Below are 21,037 nucleotides of genomic sequence, written 5' to 3' on the forward strand. Positions count from 1 at the left end.
GTTTCCTTATGAAAGAGAACAGTTAATTGAGGTTTTGACAGGTAATTGTAGTTGAATCGCCGATCATGAGGTTTTTACCGTGACCGGCTCGGTCCCAGGCGGCGCGGTCCCGCGTCGACCCGGGGACCCTCCAGGCTGCTCAGCACGGCGCGCGCCCCCAGCACGGCCACCTCGGACTCCCCCACCAGCACCGGGTCGAGGTCCAGCCTGGCCACCTCCGGCAGATCGTCGGCCAGCCGCCCGATCCGGACCAGCAGATCCTCCAGCGCCCCGACCGCGACCGGCGGATAGCCGTACTCGCCGAAGAGCAGCGGGGCCGCGCGCGGCGACCTGACCAGCGTCGCCGCGTCCTCACGGGTCAGCGGGGCGAGCCGGTACGCCTCGTCGCGCAGCAACCGCGCACCGACCTCGCCCAGTCCGAAGGAGACGACCGCGCCGAACGCGGAGTCCTCGACGACGCCGGCCACGGTCGGCACCGCCGGCTGCGGGACCATCCGCTGCACCGCGAGCACGGCGTCCGGGCCGAGCTGCTCCGTCAGGCCGGCGAACGCCTCGGCCACCCCGTCGGGGCCGGACAGTCCGAGACGGACGGTCCCGGCGCGCTTGGCCGCCTCCGGATCGGCGGCCTTCAGCACCACCGGCCAGCCCAGCCGCCCGGCCGCCGCGACGGCCTCCTCCGGCGAGCCCACCGTCTCGGCGGGCCACACGGCCAGCCCGTAGCAGGCGAGCAGCCCGGCGGCGTCGATCTCGGTCCTGGCCTCCCTCAGCCCCGCCGCCACGAGCCGCCGGGCCGCGGCGGTGTCGACGTCCTCAAGTTCCACCGGGAGGCCCGCGGGCCGCTCCCGCCAGCGGGCGTGCCGTACGACGTGGGCCAGGGCGCGGACCGCCTCCTCCGGCGCGGCGTAGGAGGGGATCGAGCCCCGCTCGGGGGTGGGCCCCGCCCGCAGCTCCGGCGGCACGCCGACCTCTCCCTCGAACGTGGCCAGCACCGGTTTGCCGTGGTCTCGGGAGACCCTCAGCAGCTCGGCGGCGACCTCGGCCGCCCCGCCGGGGATCGGCGGCATGTAGATCACGACCACCGCGTCCACCTCCGGGAGCACCGAGGCCAGGGCCGCGCCGTACTCGGCCGCCCCCGCCCGCGCGCCGAGGTCGACCGGCGGCCGGGGGTCGAGCCCGGCCCGTGCGCAGGCGTCGACCGCGAGCAGCGCCAGCGCGTCGGAGTTGCCCACCAGGCCGACCCTGGGCCCGGCGGGCAGCGGCTGGTAGGCCAGGAGTTGCGCCACGTCGAACTGCTGGATCAGGTCGTCGACCCGGATCACCCCGGCCTGCTCGAACAGCGAGCTCAGCGCGGTGTCGGGCAGGCCGAGCGTGGGCGCGGCGTGACCGGTGGGCACGCCCTGGGTGGCGCCGCCGCTCTTGACCACCACGATCGGCTTGCGCCGGGAGATGCGCCGCGCGAGCCGGGCGAACTTACGGGGGTTTCCCAGCGACTCCAGGTAGAGCAGGATCACATCGGTCCTGGGGTCCTCCTCCCAGTACTGCAGGAGGTCGTTTCCCGAGACGTCGGCGCGGTTGCCCGCCGACACGAACGAGGAGATGCCCATGCCGCGCTGGGCCACCCGCTGCAGCAGCGCGGTGCCCAGGGCGCCCGACTGGCTGAAGAAGCCGACCCTGCCGTGCCCGGGAACGGTCGCGGCCAGGGTGGCGTTCAGCCGGACCGCCGGATCGGTGTTGGCGACGCCGAGGCAGTTGGGACCGACGACGCGCAGCCCGTACGCGCGGGCGATACGGACCATCTCATCCTGTCTCGCCCGCCCCTGCGGACCGGTCTCGCCGAAGCCGGAGGAGACCACGATCAGCCCGCGCACCCCCTTTTCCGCGCACTCCTTCACCACCTCGATCACCCCCTCGGCGGGTACGGCCAGCACCGCCAGGTCCACCTCGCCGTCGATGGCCGTCACACTGGGATAGGCCCGCACCCCGGCGACGGCCCGCGCTTCACGGTGCACCGGGTAGACCGGGCCGGCGAAGTCCGCGGCGAGCAGGTTTCGCAGCACGGTCTGACCGATGCCGCCCGGCTCCCTGCCCGCGCCGACGACCGCCACGGAACCCGGCGAGAGCAACCGCTCGATGGAGCGGGACTCGGCCCGGTGCTCGCGGGAGGCGGTCACCTCCTGGGAGGTCTCGGTCGGCGTGAGGTCGAGGGTCATCCGGACCACGCCGTCGGCGAACCGGCTCTGCGCGGTGTAGCCCGCCTGTCTGAGCACCGCCGTCATCTTCCGGTTGGCGGGCAGCACGTCGGCGACGAACCGGGCGATCCCCCGCTCCCTGGCCGTCTCGGCCAGGTGCTCCAGCAACACCGAGGCGACCCCGCGTCCCTGGTGGGCGTCCTCGACGAGAAAGGCCACCTCCGCCTCCCCCGGCTCGATCCGGTCATAGCCGATCACCGCCACCATCTCCGCGCCGATCGTCGCGATCAGCGCGACGCGGTCCGCGTAGTCGACGTCGGTGAACCGGGTGATGTCGCGGTCCGACAGCCGGGGCCGGGGGCCGAAGAAACGGAAGTAGATCGTCTCCTCGGAGAGCCTGGAGTAGAAGGAGCGCAGCCGGTCGGCGTCGGAGGAACGGATCGGGCGTACATGGGCGGTGCCGCCGTCCGACAGGACGACGTCCGCCTCCCAGTGGGCGGGATACCGAACAGCCTCCACAGTCCCGAGAGTAGCCGTGAATGGCATATGCCAGACCGGCCGGGCGGATTGTGGCAGGTTCACACAACGCTTGTGCATCGACTATGGCCCGCTGTCCGCTCCCGACCCCATACGCTGGCCGGAAGCTGTTAAGTTTTTGGCGGCTAGAGGCACGTCAGCATCGAAGGCAGCAAGGTGGTGACATCATGACGCGGGTGGTCGTGGTGGGCGATCTCATGACCGACGCGGTCGCCCGGGCTCGCTACCCGTTGGCGAGAGCCAGCGACACACCGGCGATCGTCACCATGCACGGCGGTGGTTCGGGAGCCAACATCGCCTCCTGGCTCGCCGTCGAGGGGGCCGAGGTGGCCTTCATCGGGCGTCGCGGCGCCGACATCACGGGGCGTAACCGCGACATGGAGTTGATGGGCTACGGCGTCGACGCGCGTCTCGTCATGGATCCGGAACGGCCGACCGGCACCTGCGTGGTACTGGTCACCCACAAGGGCGAGCGGACCATGCTGTCCGATCCGGGGGCGAACGCCGCCCTGTCGCCGGAGGACCTGCCCCGCGACCTGTTCGTCCAGGGCGGTCACCTGCACCTGTCGGGCTACACCCTGATCAACGAGGGCTCCCGGGAGGCCGGTCTCGCGGCCCTGGAGACGGCCCGCCGCGCCGGCATGTCCATCTCGGTGGACTGCTCGTCCTCCGCCCCTCTGGAGCGGACCGGTGCCGAGCCGTTCCTTGAGTGGACCCAGAACGCCAAGCTGCTGTTCGCCAACGCCGACCAGGCCAAGGTGCTGACCGGCCGCGAGGAGCCGGACGCCGCCGCCAAGGTGCTGACCGCCTGGTTCCCCCAGGTCGTGATCAAGCTCAACGACGAGGGCGCGCTGTGGTACACCAACAGCCGCGCCGAGCCGGTCAAGGTCCCCGCCGAGGCCGTGGAGCGGGTGGTGGACGGCACCGGTGCCGGTGACGCCTTCACCGCCGGTTTCCTCCCGGCCTGGCTGGAGAACAAGCCTCCCGCCGAGGCCCTCGCCGCGGGCTGCCACCTTGCCTCCCGGGCCATCTCCCACCTGGGTGCCCGCCCCCGCCTCTGACCCGGCCCCGCCGGCCCTCGGCCTGTCGCTCCCGGCCCCGCCTCTGCCCCGCTCCCACGTGCCCGGGGCCTCCGGCCCGCCCCCACCCTCGTCCGGCCCGGCCCCGTCTCCGCCTGCCTCCGCCCGGAGGGCGGCGTCCAGGTGTCCGGGACCGGTCGCGAGGAATCGGCCGCCGAGGAGCCGCCGGTTCAGGAGGTGACCGCGAGGACGAGCGGCAGCACTGCGGGCGCTCCGGCGTGGCGGAGCATGGCGGCGGCGAGCGTCAGAGTCCAGCCGGTGTCGGCCCGGTCGTCGACCAGCAGGACCGGCCCATCGGCCTTGGCGACGGCGTCGGCGAGCGCGGAGGGCATCGCGAGCGTGGCCCGGACGGCCTGAACCCGCTGGGCGCTGTTGAACTGCCGTCCAGGCGGCCCGGACCGATATCCCAGGTCACCCAGGTAGGCCAGGCGTCCGACCTGGGCCAGCCGCTCGGTCAGACTCCGGACGAGCCGGGGCCTGGTCGCGGAGGGCACCGCCACCACGGCCACCGGGCGGGACGCCCACTCCCAGGACGCCAGCACCTCGACCACGGCGGCGAACACGTCGTCGGGGACCGGGCCGTCGGGCGCGCCGTCGGCCAGGAGTCCGCGGAGCCGGTTGCCCCAGCCGATGTCGGTCAGACGGCCCAGAGCCCTTCCCGGCTCCGCGCCCAGCTCCGGCCTGATCCGGCCCTTCAGGTCGGCCAGCCCGGTCGGCCACTGCCTACGCGCCTCGATCTCCACCCCGGGGCGCCGCAGGCTCTCGGCCGCGCGCCTCACCGCCTCGGTCCCGACCTCGGGCGAGCGGTGCGCACCGGTGCAGTTGTCGCAGCGCCCGCACGGCGTGGCGGTGTCGTCGTCCAGACGGCGGCGGAGGAACTCCTCCCGGCAGCCCGTGGTGTCGAGGTAGTCGAGCATGGCCCGCTGCTCGGCCTCCCGCTCCGCCGCGACCCTGGCGTAGCGGTCGGCGTCGTAGGCCCACGCCTCGCCGGTGGCCTCCCAGCCGCCCTTGACCCGGCGGACCGCGCCGTCCACGTCGAGGACCTTGAGCATCGTCTCCAGCCGGCTGCGGCTGAGGTCCACCCGGTTCTCCAGCGCGGCCGTGGACAGCACACCGCCCCCCTCCAGGGCGGCGAGCACCGCCCGCACCACCGGCTCGGGCGGAAAGGCCAGCGAGGCGAAATAGGCCCAGATCTCCCGGTCCTCCGCCCCGGGCAGCAGGATCACCTCGGCGCGCTCGACGCCGCGCCCGGCCCGGCCGACCTGCTGGTAGTAGGCGACCGGCGACTGCGGCGCGCCGACGTGGACGACGAAGCCGAGGTCGGGCTTGTCGTATCCCATGCCCAGCGCGGAGGTGGCGACCAGCGCCTTGATCTTGTTGTCGAGCAGGGCCTGCTCGGCGGCGAGCCGTTCGGCCTGTTCGGTCTGGCCGGAGTAGGCCGCCACCTCGTGGCCCTGCTCACGCAGGTAGGCGGCGATCTCCTGGGTCGCGGCCACGGTGAGGGTGTAGACGATCCCGGAGCCGGGCAGCTCGTGGAGCGTCTGGGCGAGCCAGGCCAGGCGCTGCTCGGCGCCGCGGAGCCGTACCACGTTGAGGTGGAGGCTCTCGCGCTCCAGCGGCCCGCGCAGGACGAGGGTGTTCTCCCCCAGCTGCTCGGCGACGTCGTGGGTGACCCGGGCGTTGGCCGTGGCGGTGGTGGCCAGGACCGGCACCCCCTCGGGCAGTTCCTCGAACATGGTGCGCAGCCGCCGGTAGTCGGGCCGGAAGTCGTGACCCCAGTCGGAGATGCAGTGCGCCTCGTCCACCACGACCAGGCCGGCGCTCTCGGCCAGCTCGGGCAGGATCTGGTCGCGGAAGTCGGGGTTGTTGAGCCGCTCGGGGCTGACCAGCAGCACGTCGACCACACCCTCGGCGACCTGAGCGTAGATCTGCTCCCACTCCTCGGGGTTGGCCGAGTTGACGGTGACCGCGTTGATCCCGGCGCGCTCGGCGGCGGCGATCTGGTTGCGCATCAGGGCCAGCAGCGGTGACACGATGACGGTCGGCCCCTCGCCCAGCTCGCGCAGGAGCGCGGTGGCGACGAAGTAGACCGCCGACTTGCCCCAGCCGGTCCGCTGCACCACGAGCACCCGGTTGCGGTCCACGACCAGGGCCTTGATCGCCGCCCACTGGTCCTCGCGCAGCCGGGCGTGCTCGCCCGCCAGCGCCCGCAGCCGTCCCTCGGCCTCTTCCCGCAGCATCCGCTCTTCGCTCACCGGTCATTGGTACCAGGTCCCGGGGACTGTTTCACTCCGGTTCGCCATCGGAGGCGTCCGGCGACCCCACCCGGCCCCGGCCAGGCGCCCGGCCAAACCTTGACCGAACCGCCGAGGCCCCTTCGGCCCCGCGCGGGGGAACCGGTAGCAGAGTGGGGTGATCGGCAGGGAACCACCGAGGAGAGTCGCGCTTCACCCACATGCTGAACCTGAGCGCACCGCGCGCCGACACGGTGGCGGGGGTCACGACGGCCGCCGTCGTGCTGCCCCAGGCCGCCGCGTACGCCACCATCGCGGGGCTTCCCGTGCAGGCGGGGCTGTACTGCGCGCTCGTTCCCATGATCGCCTACGCGCTGACCGGCACCTCACGCCCGATGTCGGTCAGCACCACCTCCACCCTGTCGGCGCTGACGGCCGCCGCCCTCGCCTCGGCGCCGGCGGGGACCTCGCCGATGACCGCCGCCGCCACGCTGGCCGTACTGACCGGGGTGGTCCTCGCCGTCTCCGGCGCCCTGAGGCTGGGGTTCCTGGCCGACTTCATCTCCGAGCCGGTGATGACCGGGGTGAAGAGCGGCATCGGCCTGACCATCGTGGCCGGCCAGCTCGGCACCGTGATCGGTGTCCACCCGGAGGGGGACAAGGTCTTCGACCGGCTGCTGTCGGCCCTCGGCAGGCTGGGCGACGCCCACCTGCCCACGATGCTCGTCTCCGGCGGGACGATCCTGCTGCTCGTGGCGTTGCGGCGGGTGCCCCGCGTGCCGGGCCCGCTGGTCGCGATGGTGGCCGTCACCCTGGTCAGCTTCCTGACGGACCTGCGGTCGCACGGCGTGGCCACGGTCGGCGAGGTGCCCGGCGGCCTGCCGACGCCGCTCCTGCCCGGCCTCGACCTCGACCTGATCCGGGTGCTGGCGCCGATGTCCCTGGGCGTGGCGCTGCTGGCCTTCGTGGAGTCGATCACCGCGGCGAGGATCTTCCGGCACCGGGACGACCCCCCTCTGGACACCGACCGGGAACTGTTCGCGCTCGGGCTGGCCAACGCCGCCGGTGGGATCTTCCGGGCCTATCCCGCGGCGGGAGGGATGACGCAGACCGAGGTGAACGACGCCTCCGGCGCCCGGAGCCAGACGGCCGAGATCGTGACCGCGCTCTGCGCGGCGGCGCTGCTGCTCTTCCTGGCCCCCACGCTGGGCCCGCTGCCCATGGCCGCCCTGGGCGGGCTCGTGCTGACCATCGCGGTACGCCTGGTCGACGTCCACGCGCTGGTGGCGATCTGGAGGGTCAGGCGCCCGGAGTTCGCGCTCGCCTGCCTCACGATGCTGGTGGCGGTCGGCTTCGGCATCATGCAGGGCGTGCTGGCCGCGGTCGTGATCTCGCTACTCCTGCTGCTGCACCAGGTGGACAACCCGGCGATCTACCCGCTGGGCCGTGACCCGGCCTCGGGGGCCTACCGCGACCTCGGGCGGTACCCGTCGGACCAGACCGAGGCGGGACTGCTGATCGTGCGCGTCGAGAGCCGTCTCTACTTCGCCAACGCCCGGCGGGTGGCGGAGCGGGTGACGGCGCTCGTCGAGGCCGCCGCCCCCCGGCCGCGCGCCCTGCTCGTCGACCTGACCGGCGTGCCCGGCATGGACCTCACCGCGGTCTCCGCGGCCAAGGAGTTCCACGCCACGCTGGAACAGCGCGGCTTCGGCCTCTGGGTCGCCGTCGAGAGCCTGGAGCCCACCGAACTGCTCCGGCGCACCGGGGCCTGGGAGCGGCTCTCCCGGCGGGGCCGGATACATCCGAGCGTGGAGGCGGCGGTCGCCGCCTACCGCGCCTCCGAGTCCTGAACCCCGCGGGGTCTCGGGCTGCGGCGGGGGACGGCGGCGCGGGCCCTGCCGGGGCGGTGCAACACGAACGGCCGGCCAGAAGGCCGGTCCATTCGCGCACCGTGACGTTACGCATCTCATCGCCGCTCCCCCATTCCCCGCCGGGAATGGTTTCTCGCCTTTCCCCGCCGAGGTGGGCGACGGACAGGTCAGGCCCGTTCCGACCGGGAGAATGCTATCCATGAAGCGATTCCGCCCGCGGATAAAACCGGCGGCCACCGCTGAGGCGGGCGGTGACCGGCACCGGGCCGAGAGGCCACCGTGGACCCGCCGCGGGGGAAGTGCCGACTGGAGCCCGGCGCGGAGACGTGGACCGCTCCGCCCCGGGAAGGCGGTGAGTGTCGGACTCGGCGAGTATGGTGGCGAGCCTCCGCACCATGTACGGTCACGTCGATCGGGATCGAGCCCGCAGGCGACCGGTCCCGCCGTCACCGAGGAGGCGCCTGATGACCCCGCCTCCCCCGTGTGAGCGGATGGGGCGCGTCACCGCGCGCACCGCCGGACGTCGCCGCGCCGAGGTCGGCGCGGAGCGTACCCGCGGCTCACATCCCGGTCGGAGGCTCCCCCATCGAGCCGACGGCTACCTTTACACCACGAAGACAGAAGGAGGATGCGCCTCTTCCTCGGCCCGAAAGCCGAGGCACCCGCGCAGGAAATCAGATGGCTCGACGGACGACCACACCCCCGGCTGACGGTGACTTCGAGGAGCGGATCGTCGATATCGACGTTTCCGCCGAAATGCGTGCCAGCTATCTTGAATACGCATATTCGGTCATCTATCAGCGCGCGCTGCCCGACGCCAGGGACGGCCTCAAGCCGGTCCAGCGCCGCATCCTCTACTCGATGAGCGAGATGGGCCTGCGGCCCGACCGGGGACACGTGAAGTCGTCGCGAGTCGTCGGCGACGTGATGGGCAAACTGCACCCGCACGGCGACACCGCCATCTACGACGCGCTGGTCCGTATGGCGCAGCCGTTCTCGATGCGGCTGCCGCTGATCGACGGGCACGGCAACTTCGGCTCCCCCGACGACCTGCCCGCCGCGATGCGCTACACCGAGGCCCGGCTGACCGCCGCGGCCATGTCGATGGTCCAGTCGATCGACGAGGACACCGTCGACTTCAAGCCCAACTACGACGGCCAGGAGACCGAGCCCACGGTCATGCCGTCGGCCTTCCCGAACCTTCTGGTCAACGGGGCCACCGGGATCGCGGTCGGGATGGCGACCAACATGGCGCCGCACAACCTCGTCGAGGTCATCGCGGCCGCCCGCCACCTGATCAAGAAGCCGGACGCCACACTCGACGACCTGATGCGCTTCGTGCCGGGCCCCGACCTGCCCACCGGCGGCACGATCATCGGCCTGGACGGCATCCGCGACGCCTACGCCCGAGGCCGGGGCACCTTCCGGATGCGCGCCAGGTGCGCGGTGGAGCAGGTCAGCCCCCGGCGCAAGGGCATCATCGTCACCGAGCTGCCCTTCAACGTCGGCCCCGAGCGGGTGGTCACCAAGATCAGAGAGCTGGTCACCGCCAAGAGGCTCCAGGGCATCTCCGACCTCAAGGACCTCAGCGACCGGCACAGGGGCCTGCGCCTGGTCATCGAGATCAAGAACGGCTTCATCCCCGAGGCCGTGCTTGAGGAGCTCTACCGGCTGACGCCGATGGAGGAGACCTTCGGCATCAACAACGTGGCGCTGGTCGACGGCCAGCCCTGCACCCTGGGCCTGCGCGAACTGCTCAAGGTCTACGTCGACCACCGCATCGACGTGATCCGCCGCAGGTCGCTGCACCGCAGGCGCAGGCGCGAGGAGCGCCTGCACCTGGTCGAGGGCCTGCTGATCGCCCTGCTCGACATCGACCAGGTCATCCAGGTCATCCGCTCATCGGACGACTCAGGCCAGGCCCGCGAGCGGCTGGTGGAGACCTTCCGGCTGTCACAGATCCAGGCCAACTACATCCTAGACACCCCGCTGCGCCGCCTGACCCGCTTCGACAAGCTGGAGCTCGACGGGGAGAGGCAGACCCTCCAGGAGGAGATCGCCGAACTGACCGCGATCCTGTCCTCCGAGGACAGGCTCCGCAAGGTCGTCTCCGACGAGCTCGCCCAGATCTCCAAGACCTTCGGCACGCCTCGCCGTACGGTGCTCCTGGAGTCCTCAGGCGTCACCAGGAACGCCTCCGCGCCGCTGGAGGTCGCCGACGACCCGTGCCTGGTGCTGTTCTCCTCGACCGGCCTGCTGGCCCGCACCACCGACGCCTCACCCCTGGCGGGCGAGGGCGACCGCTCGGCCCACGACGTGCTGATCTCGGTGGTGAGGAGCACTGTCAGGGGCGAGGTGGGCATGGTCACCAACCAGGGCCGGATGATCCGGATCCAGGTGGTCGACCTGCCGACGCTGCCCCCCTCGGCCAATCCGCCGTCGCTGTCCGGCGGGCATCCGGTGTCCGAGTACGTCACCCTGAACCCCGGCGAGACGGTGGTGGGCGTCGGCTCGCTCGACCCCGAAGGCCCCGGCCTGGCCCTGGGCACCGCGCAGGGCGTGGTGAAGCGGGTCGTCCCCGACTACCCGGCCAACCGCGACGACTTCGAGGTCATCGGGCTCAAGGACGGCGACAGCGTGGTGGGGGCGGTGGAGCTGACCTCCGAGAACCACGACCTCACCTTCATCACCTCCAACGCCCAGCTGCTGCGCTACCCGGCCTCCGTCGTCCGGCCGCAGGGCCGCCCGGCCGGTGGCATGGCGGGCGTACGGCTGGACGACGGAGCGTCCGTGATCTGGTTCGGCGTGGTCGACCCGGAACACGAGTCCAGGGTTGTGACGATCGCGGGATCCTCCACCGCCCTGCCCGGCACCCAGGTCGGCGGCGCGAAGGTCTCCGACTACGCCGAGTATCCGGTCAAGGGCCGCGCCACCGGCGGTGTCCGGGTCCAGCGGTTCCTCAAGGGCGAGGACGTGCTGCTGCTCGCCTGGGCCGGCCCCGCCCCGGCCCGCGCGGTCTCCACCGTCGGCAAGCCGGTCCCGCTCCCCGAGGAACTGGGCCGTCGCGACGGGTCCGGCCTCCGGCTCACCCACACGGTGGCGGCCGTGGGCGGCGCCCTCGGCGCCTCCGAGGACGTCTCCGAGGGCACGGGCGGCCATGCGGGGGTCTCAGGCGGCACCTTCGGCGAAGACCCCGCCGCCCCCGGCGGCTCCCCTGCCTCCGGGAGGGAGTGACCCCGCTCCACCCGAGAGTCCCCAGGCCCCGCAGAACCCCGCGCCGCTCCGGGCCGGGCTGACGCCCGGTGAGCCCGGACCTCTGGGGCTCTGGGGGTTCTGGGACCGTTACGGGGGCTCATGTCCCTTGGAGTTCACGTCCCCGGCCTCCCGGCCCCGCCCCGGCACGGACGGAACCCGCCCGGAGCCGGCGAGGGCGGCGCCGTCCCCCGGGGCGGGCGGAGCCCTCAGGTCAGCGACCCCTGCAGGGCGAACCGGATGGCCATCAGCAGTTGCCAGGGCTCTCCGGACTCCCAGGAGCGGATGAGCCCGGCCACCTGCTCGCCGGGCCGGAACTCGCCGAACCCGTGCGGGCCGAAGCAGCCGGCGTCCACCAGGACCCCCACCAGCGGATCGTCGTCGCCCAGCGATGCGGTGTAGGCGGCCGCGTCGAGCAGGGCCAGCGCCGACCGGGCGTTGCGGCCGTCGTCACGAACCTCCACCCGGTCCAGCTTGCGCCTGCCCTCGGCGCGCAGATACTCGGCCAGGGATTCGATCCCGCTCATGATCCTCTCCAGGGTCCGCACTTTACGTCAGCACATCATCACTCATGGTGAGCATCAAGTGTGGGATCTTCCCCAAGTCGGGGAGATGGGGAGCCCGGAAGCACACACCAAACAGCCATGCAGCATCATTAATCCGTTGATTCCACTGACCGAAAAGGTGTGTACGTGAGCCGCTTCGACGACCTGCTGGCCGCGAACAAGGAGTTCTCCAGTACCTTCACCGGCTCCGAGCTGACCGGTAAGGCGGCTCGTGGCCTGGCCGTGGTCACCTGCATGGACTCCCGGATCGACCCGCTGGGCGTGTTCGGCCTCAGACCCGGCGACGCCAAGATCCTGCGCAACGCGGGTGCCCGGGTGACCGAGGACGTGCTGCGGACGCTCGTGCTCGCGGTCTACCTGCTCGGTGTGAACCGGGTGCTCGTCATGCCGCACACCGACTGCGGCATGGCGAAGATCACTGATGACGAGGTGCACAGACTCGCGGCCCGGCACGGCGTGGACACCCGGAGCCTGGAGTTCCACACCGTCCCCGACCAGGCCTCCGCGCTCCGCCGCGACCTGACGCGCATCAGGACCAGCCCGTTCCTCCCCTCGGACCTGGCCGTCGGCGGCGCCGTCTACGACGTGCGGACCGGCAGGCTGACGCCCGTCGAGATGTGAGGCCCCGGCCGCGCGCCGGCGGGCTCACCGGCGCCGGAACACCGGGTCAGGCGTCGATGTGGTCGCGGTCGACCTCGGCCGCGCTGTTCACGATGAACTCCCTGCGGGGGGCCACGTCGCTGCCCATGAGAAGGGCGAAGATGTTCTCGGCCGCCTCGACGTCCTCGATCCTGACCCGGCGCAGAGTCCTGTGCCGAGGCTCCATGGTGGTCTCCGCCAACTGGTCGGCGTCCATCTCGCCCAGCCCCTTGTAGCGCTGCACGGGGTCCTTCCAGCGCTTGCCCCGGCGCTCCAGATCCCGCAGGACGCGGTGCAGCTCGGAGTCGGAGTAGCAGTAGATGTACTTGCCCTGTCCGCGCCCGGGGTTGGTGACCTCGATCCGGTGCAGCGGCGGGACCGCGGCGAAGACCCTGCCGGCCTCCACCATCGGCTTCATGTAGCGGTGGAACAGGGTGAGCAGCAGGCAGCGGATGTGCGCGCCGTCGACGTCGGCGTCGGCCATCAGGATGACCTTGCCGTAGCGGGCGGCCTCGATGTCGAAGGAACGGCCGGAGCCCGCGCCGATGACCTGGATGATCGCGGCGCACTCGGCGTTCTTGAGCATGTCGGCGACGGAAGCCTTCTGCACGTTCAGGATCTTGCCCCGGATCGGCAGCAGCGCCTGGAACTCCGAGTCGCGGGCCGCACGGGCGGTGCCCAGCGCCGAGTCGCCCTCGACGATGAACAGCTCGCTGCGGTCGACGTCGTCACTGCGGCAGTCGACCAGCTTGGCGGGGAGCGCGGAGTTCTCCAGGGCGGTCTTGCGCCGCTGGTTGTCGCGGTGCTCGCGGGCGGCGATGCGAGCCTTGGACGCCGCGGCGATCTTCTCCAGCGCCGCGCGCAGCTGCTGCTTGGCACCGCGGGGCGGGTTGGTGAAGATCTCCTTGAGGTCGCGGGAGACGACGTGGGCGACGATCCGGGACGCCGCCGAGGTGCCGAGGACCTCCTTGGTCTGCCCCTCGAACTGCGGCTCGGGCACCCGGACGGTCACCACCGCGGTGAGCCCCTCCAGGATGTCCTCCCGGGTGACCGGGGCGTCGCCGTTCTTCAGCAGGCGGGTCTCGCGCAGCTGCTCGTTCAGCGTGCGGACCAGGGCCCGCTCGAAGCCGTTGACGTGGGTGCCGCCCTTGGGGGTGGCGATCACGTTGACGAAGGACCGGACGGTGCTGTCGTAGCCCTTGCCCCAGCGGAGCGCGACGTCCACGGTGAGCTCGCGCTGGACCTCGGTGGAGGTCATGTGGCCCAGGTCGTCGAGAACCGGCACGGTCTCGTGGAAGTGGCCGACGCCCTGCAGGCGCAGGACCTCGCAGACGGGCTCGTCGCGGGCGAGGAACTCGGCGAACTCCGAGATGCCGCCGTCGAAGCGGAACTCCTCCTCGACGGCCTCCTCGCCGCGGCTGTCGCGCACGGCCAGGGTCAGGCCGGGGACCAGGAAGGCGGTCTGGCGGAGACGGACGTGGATCTCGCTGAGGGAGACCTCGGCCTCGGGCAGGAAGATCTGGTGGTCCACCCAGAAGCGGACGCGGGTGCCGGTGACGCGGCGGCCGAGCGGGCCGCCGTCGCGCAGGCCGGACTTCTTCTTGAACCTGGCGGTGGGCCCGTCGCCGTCGAAGACACCGGGCACACCCCTGCGGAAGCTGATCTCGTGGATCCGGCCGCCCCGGTCGACCTCGACGTCCAGCCGGGAGGAGAGGGCGTTGACCACGGAGGCGCCGACCCCGTGCAGGCCGCCCGAGGCGGCGTAGGAGCCGCCACCGAACTTCCCGCCCGCGTGCAGCTTGGTGTAGACGAGCTCGACTCCGGCCAGGCCGCTCTTGGGCTCGACGTCCACCGGGATGCCTCGGCCGTTGTCGCGGACCTCGATCGAACTGTCGGCGTGAAGCTCGACCTCGATGCGGGTGCAGTGACCGGCCAGGGCCTCGTCGACCCCGTTGTCCACGATCTCCCAGAGACAGTGCATGAGACCACGGCTGTCGGTGGACCCGATGTACATGCCCGGGCGCTTGCGGACGGCCTCAAGGCCCTCCAGCACCGACAGGTGGCGCGCTGTATAACCCGTCTCCGCGCTAACTGCGGTCACACCCACTCCCACTCTGCTCGAACACGTGTGCGCAGCTTACCGTTCTTCCCGCCGCGGCGCGTACAAGCTTGCCATCAGGACGCCGGCCGCGTTACCCCAGACGTGATCACCGTCACTTTCGGCGACTTTCCGCTCTCGGCGTAGCGGGGGGTCGGTTGGGAACGTCCGTATCGGGTTAGATGTTGTCTCAAGTGACTGACGCCAGATCCTCCGCAAGGGGATGACCTGAAAGGCGATACGTGACTGGAACTCTCGCCCCCGCCAAGCAGCTGACGGCCACGGACCGCTGTGACCGGTGCGGTGCCCAGGCTTATATCCGCGCGACCCTGCCCGTAGGTGGGGAGCTGCTGTTCTGCGCCCACCACGGGCGTCAGCACGTGACCGTGCTGAGAGACAAGGGCGCCGACATCCAGGACGAGTCGGCACGCCTCAGCGACACCCCTTCAACCGCGAACAAAGACGAACGGTAGGGGCCGGCGGGCCCGATGGCGACATCGGCCCGGCGCCGCGGCACCCGCCCGTCCTCGAGGTGACCTCCTCCCGGTGCCGACCCCCGGCCATAATCAAATATCCCGGCCGCGCGCCCTGCTCCCATGTTCACCGAGAGCGGGGCACGCGGTGTTCACCGGCTCCGGGCAGCCTCATCCCGGCCGCCTGGCTAGGCTCGACGACTGTGCTGATTCTGCTGCCTCCGTCGGAGGGGAAGGCCGCGCTGGGCGACGGCCCCGCCCTCGACCTGTCCCGGCTGGCCTTTGGGTCCCTGAACGCCTCCCGGGAGACCGTCCTGGACGCGCTCGCCACCCTGTGCGAGGGGCCCGAGGCGCAGGCCGTCCTCGGCCTGTCACCGGGGCAGCTCGGTGAGATCGGCAGAAACCTGGACCTGCGGACCGCGCCCACGCTGACGGCCGCCGAGCTGTACACCGGGGTGCTCTACGACAACCTCGGCCTGGCCTCGCTGCCCCCCGAAGCCGCCGCGCGGGCCGCGCGGAGCCTCCTGATCTTCTCCGGGCTCTGGGGGGTGCTGAGGATCACCGACAGGGTGCCGCCGTACCGGCTCTCCATGGGAGTACGGCTGCCGCCGCTCGGCGGGCTGGGCGCCTACTGGCGCCGATCGATCACCCCGGCCCTGGACAGCTGTGCCGGCCTGGTGGTGGACCTGCGTTCGAGCACCTACGCGGCGGCCTGGCGGCCCGCCGGCCGGGCGGTGGCGGTACGGGTGCTCAAGGACGGCAAGGTCGTCAGCCACATGGCCAAGGCGACCCGTGGCGTGATCGCCCGCTCGCTGCTGGTGGGGAACGTCGATCCGCAGACCCCGGAGGAGCTGGCCAAGGTCCTGGACGATCTCGGTCACACCGTCGCCCTGGGCCCGGCCCCGGCCGGCAGGCGGTCGTGGACCGTCGACGTCATGGTCTGACGGGATCCCCGGCCTCTGGCGGGCGTCCACGCGGCGGACGCCCGGCGGCCCGGCGTGTCCCGGGACGCGCTCTGCCGGGTGAGCGACGAAGGGCTCACGCCACCCGGCGTGAGCCCTTCGTCACCTGATCTCAGTCGAGGTAGTCGCGCAGGACCTGGGACCGGGACGGGTGGCGCAGTTTGGACATGGTCTTGGACTCGATCTGCCGGATGCGCTCGCGCGTCACCCCGTACACCTTGCCGATCTCGTCCAGCGTCTTGGGCTGGCCGTCGGTGAGGCCGAACCTCATCGAGACCACACCCGCCTCGCGCTCGGACAGGGTGTCGAGGACCGAGTGGAGCTGCTCCTGCAGGAGCGTGAAGCTGACGGCGTCGGCCGGGACGATCGCCTCGGAGTCCTCGATGAGGTCGCCGAACTCGCTGTCCCCCTCCTCACCCAGCGGGGTGTGCAGGGAGATGGGCTCACGGCCGTACTTCTGGACCTCGACCACCTTTTCGGGGGTCATGTCGAGCTCGCGGGCCAGCTCCTCGGGAGTGGGCTCGCGGCCGAGGTCCTGCAGCATCTGCCGCTGGACACGGGCCAGCTTGTTGATCACCTCGACCATGTGGACCGGGATGCGGATGGTCCGCGCCTGGTCGGCCATGGCCCGGGTGATCGCCTGCCGGATCCACCAGGTGGCGTAGGTGGAGAACTTGTAGCCCTTGGTGTAGTCGAACTTCTCGACCGCGCGGATCAGGCCCAGGTTGCCCTCCTGGATCAGGTCCAGGAAGAGCATGCCCCGGCCGGTGTAGCGCTTGGCCAGCGAGACCACCAGGCGGAGGTTGGCCTCCAGCAGGTGGTTCTTGGCCCGGCGGCCGTCCTCGGCGATCCACTCCAGCTCGGCGCGGACGTCGACCGGCAGCCGGTCTCCGTCCGTGCCCAGCTGCTCCTCGGCGAACAGCCCCGCCTCGATGCGCTTGGCGAGCTCGACCTCCTGCTCGGCGTTGAGCAGGGGGACCTTGCCGATCTGCTTGAGGTAGTCCTTGACCGGGTCGGCGGTGGCACCGGCCGCGGCGACCTGCGGCACGGGGGCGTCGTCGTCGTCGTCGGAGAGGATGAGGACCTCGTCCTCGTTCTGCTCGACGACCTCGGCCTTGGGCTCCTCCTCGGTCTCGGTCTCGGCCTCGACTTCAGCCTCCACCTCGGCCTCGGCCTCGACTTCGACCTCCACCTCGACTTCGAGATCGAAGTCCTCGATCTCGACGTCCTCAAGATCGATGACCTCGTCGTCCTCCCCGGCCGCCGGTTTCGGCTTCGGATCGGACTTGGGCGCGGGTGCGGCCGGGGAGGACCCCGCCTTCTTCGGCGGGGCCGGAACCGGCTTCTTGGCAGCCGGCGCGACCTTCTTGGCCGGGGGCGTCGGCTTCTTGGCCGCGGGCGCGGGCTCGGAGCCGCTGACGACCGCGGTCACGGTCTCCGGCTGCTCCTTGGCCGCCGCGGCGGTCTTCGTCTTCTTGACCGGGGCGGGAGCGGCGGGGGTACGGCGTTTGGCGGAAGTCCGGGACTTCTTGGGAGCTGCGGAGTCCTCAGCGGTAAGTCGTACGGTGATGCCCTCTTTGCTGAGGCTGCGCAGGATTCCAGCGACCTGCGCCATCGGAATGTCCGCTTCCTCGACGGCCTTGCGGACATCCTCGGACTCGAGGAACCCCTGCGAGCGTCCCCGCTCCATCAGCTGCTGAATGACGGGCTCGTTCAGCTCGGATGGCTTCGAGCGAGTCGAACTTGCAGGCGACACGAACACCTCTCGAAGGAAAGCGTGACGAGAATGGACCCAGGTGCCCACTAGGGGCGATACCTCTAGTTGTGATGAACGAGGCTGCGTGGAACCGCGACGCACCTGTCCAGCATTGTGGCACGACACCGTGGTCCATACGGCCGCCTCCTGGCGGTTGCCCTCCACCCTAGGCCGACCAAGAGAGTAGTGCGTACGGAAGCGAGCCACCGATACCCGAAAGCAACCGTTATGACTGTTTCATTCAGTCACTCTTCGTGGCCATGGGAACATGAATTGCGAGCACGGTAACATCATCATCCTGCTCATACCCAGACAGCATCCGGTCAACGAGGAAATCCAGCAACATGTGAGGACTTCCTACGACTTCGGGCGGCGCTTCGGTCACAACCGAGCAAAGATCCGCGAGACCGGCATCCAGCCCACGCTTGCGATTCTCCACCAGACCATCCGAATACAGGACGGCGGTGTGCCCGGGCGGGACGCAGAACCGGAACTGCCTACGGCTCGTGGGCCAGCCGAGCGGGGTACCCGGCTCGCCGTCGCAGAGCAGCGGCACCCCCTGAGGGGAGACCAGCAGGGGCGGCGGATGACCGGCCAGCGCCAGTGTGCCCTCCCCGGTGCCGGGCTCCACGACCATGTAGGCCAGGGTGGTGACCTGTTCCTCCTCCTCTGTCGCCTCGAAGACCCGGTCCAGGCCGGTGAGAACCGCGGCGGGCGGCGGATTGGTCAGCGCCAGGGCCCGCATGGCGTTGCGGATGCGGCCCATGCCCGCCGCCGCCTTGACGCCCTTGCCCATGACGTCGCCGACCACCGCCGCGACCCGGCCGTCCTGCAGCACGAACGCGTCGTACCAGTCGCCGCCGACCTGCACGTGGCGGCTGCCGGAGCGGAAGCGCTGGGCCAGCACCAGGCCGCGCACCACCGGCAGGCGATCGGGCAGCAGGCTGCGCTGGAGCGTCTCCGCGGTGCGATGCTCACGCTCGAAGAGGGTGGCCCGCTCGACGGCGAGGGCGCACTGCCCGGCGAGCGCCTCCAGGAAGACGCCGTCCTCCTGGGAGATCTTCTGCGGGCGGGTGAAGGAGAAGCGCAGCGCGCCGAGCGCACGGCCCGCGGCCAGCAACGGCAGGCCCACCCAGGCCCGCTCATCGCTGTAGGCGATGAAGCCGGTGACGGTCTCGTCGTCGCCGCCGGCCTCCACGAGCTGGGAGCGCAGGCTCTCCGGCGACTCGGCGAAGACCGGGCGGCGGCTGTTGACCGCCATGGTCATCACGCTGGAGTGCGACAGCGGGATCTCCTCGCCCGGCGCCCCGGGGACATCCGGGATGCCACCGCTGTTGATCAGCTTCAGCGCGGCCCGCTCGACGTCGAGCAGGGCCACGGCCGAGCGGTCGGCCGCCAGCGCCGTACGGCCCACGTCGATGATGACCTGGACGACCTGCTCGACGGTCAACGCCTCGGCGAGCATGGCCGTGGCGCCCTGCAACCGCGCCGTGCGCAGGGCGGCGGCGCCGAGCTGGTCGGTGAGCCTGCCCCGCATCTCCTCGGCCTCGCGCTGCGGGGTGACGTCGGTGTTGGCGCCCACCCACTCGACCACCCTGCCGTGCCGGATGATCGGGACGGCGCGCACCTCGAAGTGGCGGTAGCCGCTGGCCCTGGTGCGGACCCGGTAGCTCCACTCGAACATGATCCGGCCGCGGAGCGCCTCGCGCCAGGCCTCCTCGGTGTGCCGGCGGTCGTCGGGGTGGACGGCGTCCAGCCAGCCGCGGGCGAGGTAGTCCTCCAGCCCCTGGCCGGTGATGGCACGCCACTGCGGCGCGTCCTCCTCGACCGTCCCGGTGGGGGCGGTGATCCACACCAGCTGGGACTGGGCCTCGACCAGCGAGCGGTAACGCTCCTCACTGCGCCGCAGGTCCTCCTCGACCTGTCTGCTCTGGGTGATGTCCACTCCGACCAGGCAGATCGCGTGCAGCGCGCCCTCGTCGTCGTGGATCGGGGAGAAGGTCAGCGACCAGTGGTGGGTCTCCCCCTCGGCCGTGCGCACCCGGATCCGCTGGTCCCCCTCGACCTCGGTCCCCTCGGCGATGCCGCGGACCGCGCCCGCCACGATCGCGGTGAGGTCGGCGGGGAGCACCTCGGCCGCGGCCCGGCCGACCAGGCGCTCGGCGGGGAGATCGACCACGGCGGCGAAGACCTCGTCGACCCGCTGGAAGCGGCCGTCGGGACCGAGGAACGCGAAGGCGAACGGCGACTGTGACAGCAGGCCCTGCAACAGGCCGGAGTCCGAGATGTCCGCACCCGACTTCCGGGGACGGGGCACGGAGGTTTCGGCGCTCATGGTCGGCACCTCCGTCGCGTGCCAGGGTCTCCCACGAGGCACATCTCCAAACTTGCGAATTGGCGTAGCGCAGCTCCGGGGGGCCGGATCCTGCAGTACATCATCGGCGATGGGCACGTGTGGACGGAAGCCCCGCCCGTGATGCGGTCGGTACATCCCGCAAACCTCCCCGGTCCGGGAACCGGGATCTCCACGCTAACGCGCCGGTCCCCCGGCACGGGGGTCGCCCGACCGGCATCGCGCCGGAGCCGGGTGGTGGTGCCGTCCCCCACTGCGTCCGCCCTCTTCCGGGGTGCGCGCCGGCAACCGCGCCGCGGTCCGGTTCCGGGCCGTCCCACGCGCCGCGCGCCGTCCTCGCCCCCGCCGGCCGGGGCCGGCCGGGGCCGGGCGTCGCCGGCGCCCTCCCGAAACACCGGCGCGACCACCACCGGCACCGTCAAACGTTTGCGGCCAGGACCCTAGCAGGATCAAGCCGGACCGTCCCGACAACTGCCCACCTCATCTCCGCGAGCGTCCCAAGAAAGATCAGGCTACTGACTCATTCCCGATTTGGCTTCCCCTTCAAGGACACTTGTTTACTGTCCAGTCGACATATCCAGTCAAGATGGGCGCTGACCTCATATCTCATCCACAGCGGTGGCCGCCCCGCCGTACCCGAGGGTTGACAGCCGCGCCACACGTTGTGGAATGGGGACGCACGTTCCCGCCGTCCGTCCGGGGCTCACCTCCCGGAAACCCGGAGGAATGCGACATCCATGCCCGCTCTCGCCACCCGCCCCGGCTCCGGCCCGCCGGCGTCCCACTCTCGGGTCGACACCCCGCCGCCCGCCGGGTTCCGCACCGCCCCCCACCCGCCGCGGACCGGTGCGTGACCGACGCGTGGAACCGCGCGGAGCGCCTGGGGCCGGGGCGGCGGCCGAGGTGATCGAACGTGCCGCGGGGAGCGTCCGCTCCCCCTCGTCAACTCCGCGCCGCCACGGCGGAGTCCCCGGTAACATCGAGATCACCAGGCCGTGTCCCACGCACCGTTCGGCCGGGGAATGCGA

12 protein-coding genes are annotated in these 21,037 nt (G+C 71.5%); 6 read left to right on the forward strand and 6 right to left on the reverse strand.

The features are described 5' to 3' along the window. Positions 1–74: 74 nt before the first annotated feature. Positions 75–2,735, reverse strand: a complete 2,661-nt coding sequence (locus tag ACWEF2_RS11030; protein ID WP_453814066.1) for a bifunctional acetate--CoA ligase family protein/GNAT family N-acetyltransferase — start codon at positions 2,733–2,735, stop codon at positions 75–77. Positions 2,736–2,893: 158 nt separating this feature from the next. On the opposite strand from ACWEF2_RS11030, the gene ACWEF2_RS11035 reads away from it, so the two are divergent. Continuing rightward, on the forward strand, positions 2,894–3,787 hold the full coding sequence (locus tag ACWEF2_RS11035; RefSeq protein ID WP_355596232.1) for a carbohydrate kinase family protein: 894 nt from the start codon (positions 2,894–2,896) through the stop codon (positions 3,785–3,787). 188 nt (positions 3,788–3,975) lie between these two features. Here ACWEF2_RS11035 and ACWEF2_RS11040 read toward each other — a convergent pair whose 3' ends face one another. Beyond that, on the reverse strand, positions 3,976–6,045 hold the full coding sequence (locus ACWEF2_RS11040) for a RecQ family ATP-dependent DNA helicase (RefSeq protein WP_453814269.1): 2,070 nt from the start codon (positions 6,043–6,045) through the stop codon (positions 3,976–3,978). Between the two features lie 215 nt (positions 6,046–6,260). Between ACWEF2_RS11040 and ACWEF2_RS11045 the strand changes: the two genes are divergently transcribed. Together ACWEF2_RS11045 and ACWEF2_RS11050 are read left to right on the forward strand one after the other, a co-directional pair. After that, the gene (locus ACWEF2_RS11045; RefSeq protein ID WP_453814068.1) at positions 6,261–7,889 is read left to right on the forward strand and encodes a SulP family inorganic anion transporter; all 1,629 of its coding nucleotides are present in this window, start codon (positions 6,261–6,263) and stop codon (positions 7,887–7,889) included. Between the two features lie 699 nt (positions 7,890–8,588). Then, positions 8,589–11,144, forward strand: a complete 2,556-nt coding sequence (locus ACWEF2_RS11050; protein ID WP_453814070.1) for a DNA gyrase/topoisomerase IV subunit A — start codon at positions 8,589–8,591, stop codon at positions 11,142–11,144. A gap of 227 nt (positions 11,145–11,371) precedes the next feature. Here ACWEF2_RS11050 and ACWEF2_RS11055 read toward each other — a convergent pair whose 3' ends face one another. Continuing rightward, positions 11,372–11,689, reverse strand: coding sequence for a hypothetical protein (locus ACWEF2_RS11055; protein WP_453814071.1), 318 nt, complete (start codon positions 11,687–11,689; stop codon positions 11,372–11,374). A gap of 165 nt (positions 11,690–11,854) precedes the next feature. Between ACWEF2_RS11055 and ACWEF2_RS11060 the strand changes: the two genes are divergently transcribed. Further along, the gene (locus ACWEF2_RS11060; protein WP_453814073.1) at positions 11,855–12,349 is read left to right on the forward strand and encodes a beta-class carbonic anhydrase; all 495 of its coding nucleotides are present in this window, start codon (positions 11,855–11,857) and stop codon (positions 12,347–12,349) included. Positions 12,350–12,395: 46 nt separating this feature from the next. On the opposite strand, the gene ACWEF2_RS11065 is transcribed toward ACWEF2_RS11060, so the two are convergent. Next, positions 12,396–14,468, reverse strand: a complete 2,073-nt coding sequence (locus ACWEF2_RS11065; RefSeq protein WP_453814075.1) for a DNA gyrase/topoisomerase IV subunit B — start codon at positions 14,466–14,468, stop codon at positions 12,396–12,398. A 239-nt stretch (positions 14,469–14,707) separates the two neighbouring features. Between ACWEF2_RS11065 and ACWEF2_RS11070 the strand changes: the two genes are divergently transcribed. Both ACWEF2_RS11070 and yaaA read left to right on the forward strand, forming a co-directional pair. Beyond that, positions 14,708–14,938, forward strand: a complete 231-nt coding sequence (locus ACWEF2_RS11070; RefSeq protein WP_355596220.1) for a DUF7455 domain-containing protein — start codon at positions 14,708–14,710, stop codon at positions 14,936–14,938. A 203-nt stretch (positions 14,939–15,141) separates the two neighbouring features. Further along, positions 15,142–15,882: a peroxide stress protein YaaA gene (gene yaaA, locus ACWEF2_RS11075; protein ID WP_453814077.1), complete on the forward strand. Its 741-nt coding sequence runs from the start codon at positions 15,142–15,144 to the stop codon at positions 15,880–15,882. Between the two features lie 130 nt (positions 15,883–16,012). Here the strand turns inward: yaaA and ACWEF2_RS11080 are convergent, their stop codons facing one another. Further along, the gene (locus tag ACWEF2_RS11080) at positions 16,013–17,656 is read right to left on the reverse strand and encodes an RNA polymerase sigma factor (protein ID WP_453814078.1); all 1,644 of its coding nucleotides are present in this window, start codon (positions 17,654–17,656) and stop codon (positions 16,013–16,015) included. 241 nt (positions 17,657–17,897) lie between these two features. Continuing rightward, on the reverse strand, positions 17,898–19,991 hold the full coding sequence (locus tag ACWEF2_RS11085; protein ID WP_453814080.1) for a SpoIIE family protein phosphatase: 2,094 nt from the start codon (positions 19,989–19,991) through the stop codon (positions 17,898–17,900). Positions 19,992–21,037 lie beyond the last annotated feature (1,046 nt).

It is taken from the genome of Streptosporangium sp. NPDC004631, from assembly GCF_053601935.1.

Excerpts from the sequence above, each read along its gene's own strand:
- ACWEF2_RS11040 (WP_453814269.1), bottom strand. The coding sequence starts at position 6,045 with ATGCTGCGGGAAGAGGCCGAGGGACGGCTGCGGGCGCTGGCGGGCGAG.
- ACWEF2_RS11045 (WP_453814068.1), top strand. The coding sequence starts at position 6,261 with ATGCTGAACCTGAGCGCACCGCGCGCCGACACGGTGGCGGGGGTCACG.
- ACWEF2_RS11085 (WP_453814080.1), bottom strand. The coding sequence starts at position 19,991 with ATGAGCGCCGAAACCTCCGTGCCCCGTCCCCGGAAGTCGGGTGCGGAC.
- ACWEF2_RS11050 (WP_453814070.1), top strand. The coding sequence starts at position 8,589 with ATGGCTCGACGGACGACCACACCCCCGGCTGACGGTGACTTCGAGGAG.
- ACWEF2_RS11035 (WP_355596232.1), top strand. The coding sequence starts at position 2,894 with ATGACGCGGGTGGTCGTGGTGGGCGATCTCATGACCGACGCGGTCGCC.
- ACWEF2_RS11030 (WP_453814066.1), bottom strand. The coding sequence starts at position 2,735 with ATGCCATTCACGGCTACTCTCGGGACTGTGGAGGCTGTTCGGTATCCC.
- ACWEF2_RS11055 (WP_453814071.1), bottom strand. The coding sequence starts at position 11,689 with ATGAGCGGGATCGAATCCCTGGCCGAGTATCTGCGCGCCGAGGGCAGG.